The sequence below is a fragment of the Acinetobacter sp. GN11 genome (genome assembly GCF_054823985.1).
Map to the genome: position 1 here is coordinate 1 of NZ_JRVL01000195.1, position 553 is coordinate 553.

Consider the following 553-nt stretch of genomic DNA (forward strand, 5'->3'; position numbering starts at 1 on the left):
TTTTATCGACCCCAACGGTATGAAACCCGTGATGGTGAAATAAATAAATCGACGTATTAATAACTTGTATAGCACGTGTAGGGAGAACTAACTTTGGCATCGTTTTACCGTTATAAATTCTTGTTGTTTCTAAATGAGATACTTTTTTGGGAGAAAAAAAGGCATAGCAAAGCCTATAAAGACTGTGCTTGGCACATCTCGAGTTTGTTATTGCTAAGTTTTAAATAAAAAAGACTTAAAGCCTGAAAACCTTAGGGCATTCAAGCTGCTTTAAATTTTTAAGCTGTGTCGTTATAGCTTTTGGCATTGAGAGCCAAGAAATAATGGATGTGCAAAGCCAACTCCTTTTTATTGGGAGTTCTGCCAAAACATTAAAATTATGGTGGCAGAACGAAGGGGGTTCGCGGACTGGCCTTAAGACTCCAGCACACCCAAGGGTGTCCCCCTCCGTTCCACCATAGAGGGGGCACGAGGGTGTACACACTAAAAGTATAAAACCTTTAATGCTCCTAAGGGACGGTCCGCGACGACCGACTGGCAATGTAGGCCAGCA

The 553-nt window shown here is 42.0% G+C and carries 1 pseudogene; it reads right to left on the minus strand.

Annotation, left to right across the window (positions count from 1 at the left end):
* Positions 1-100 (minus strand): annotated as a pseudogene (locus NL42_RS15495) (TetR/AcrR family transcriptional regulator); the annotation flags it as partial.
* Positions 101-553 lie beyond the last annotated feature (453 nt).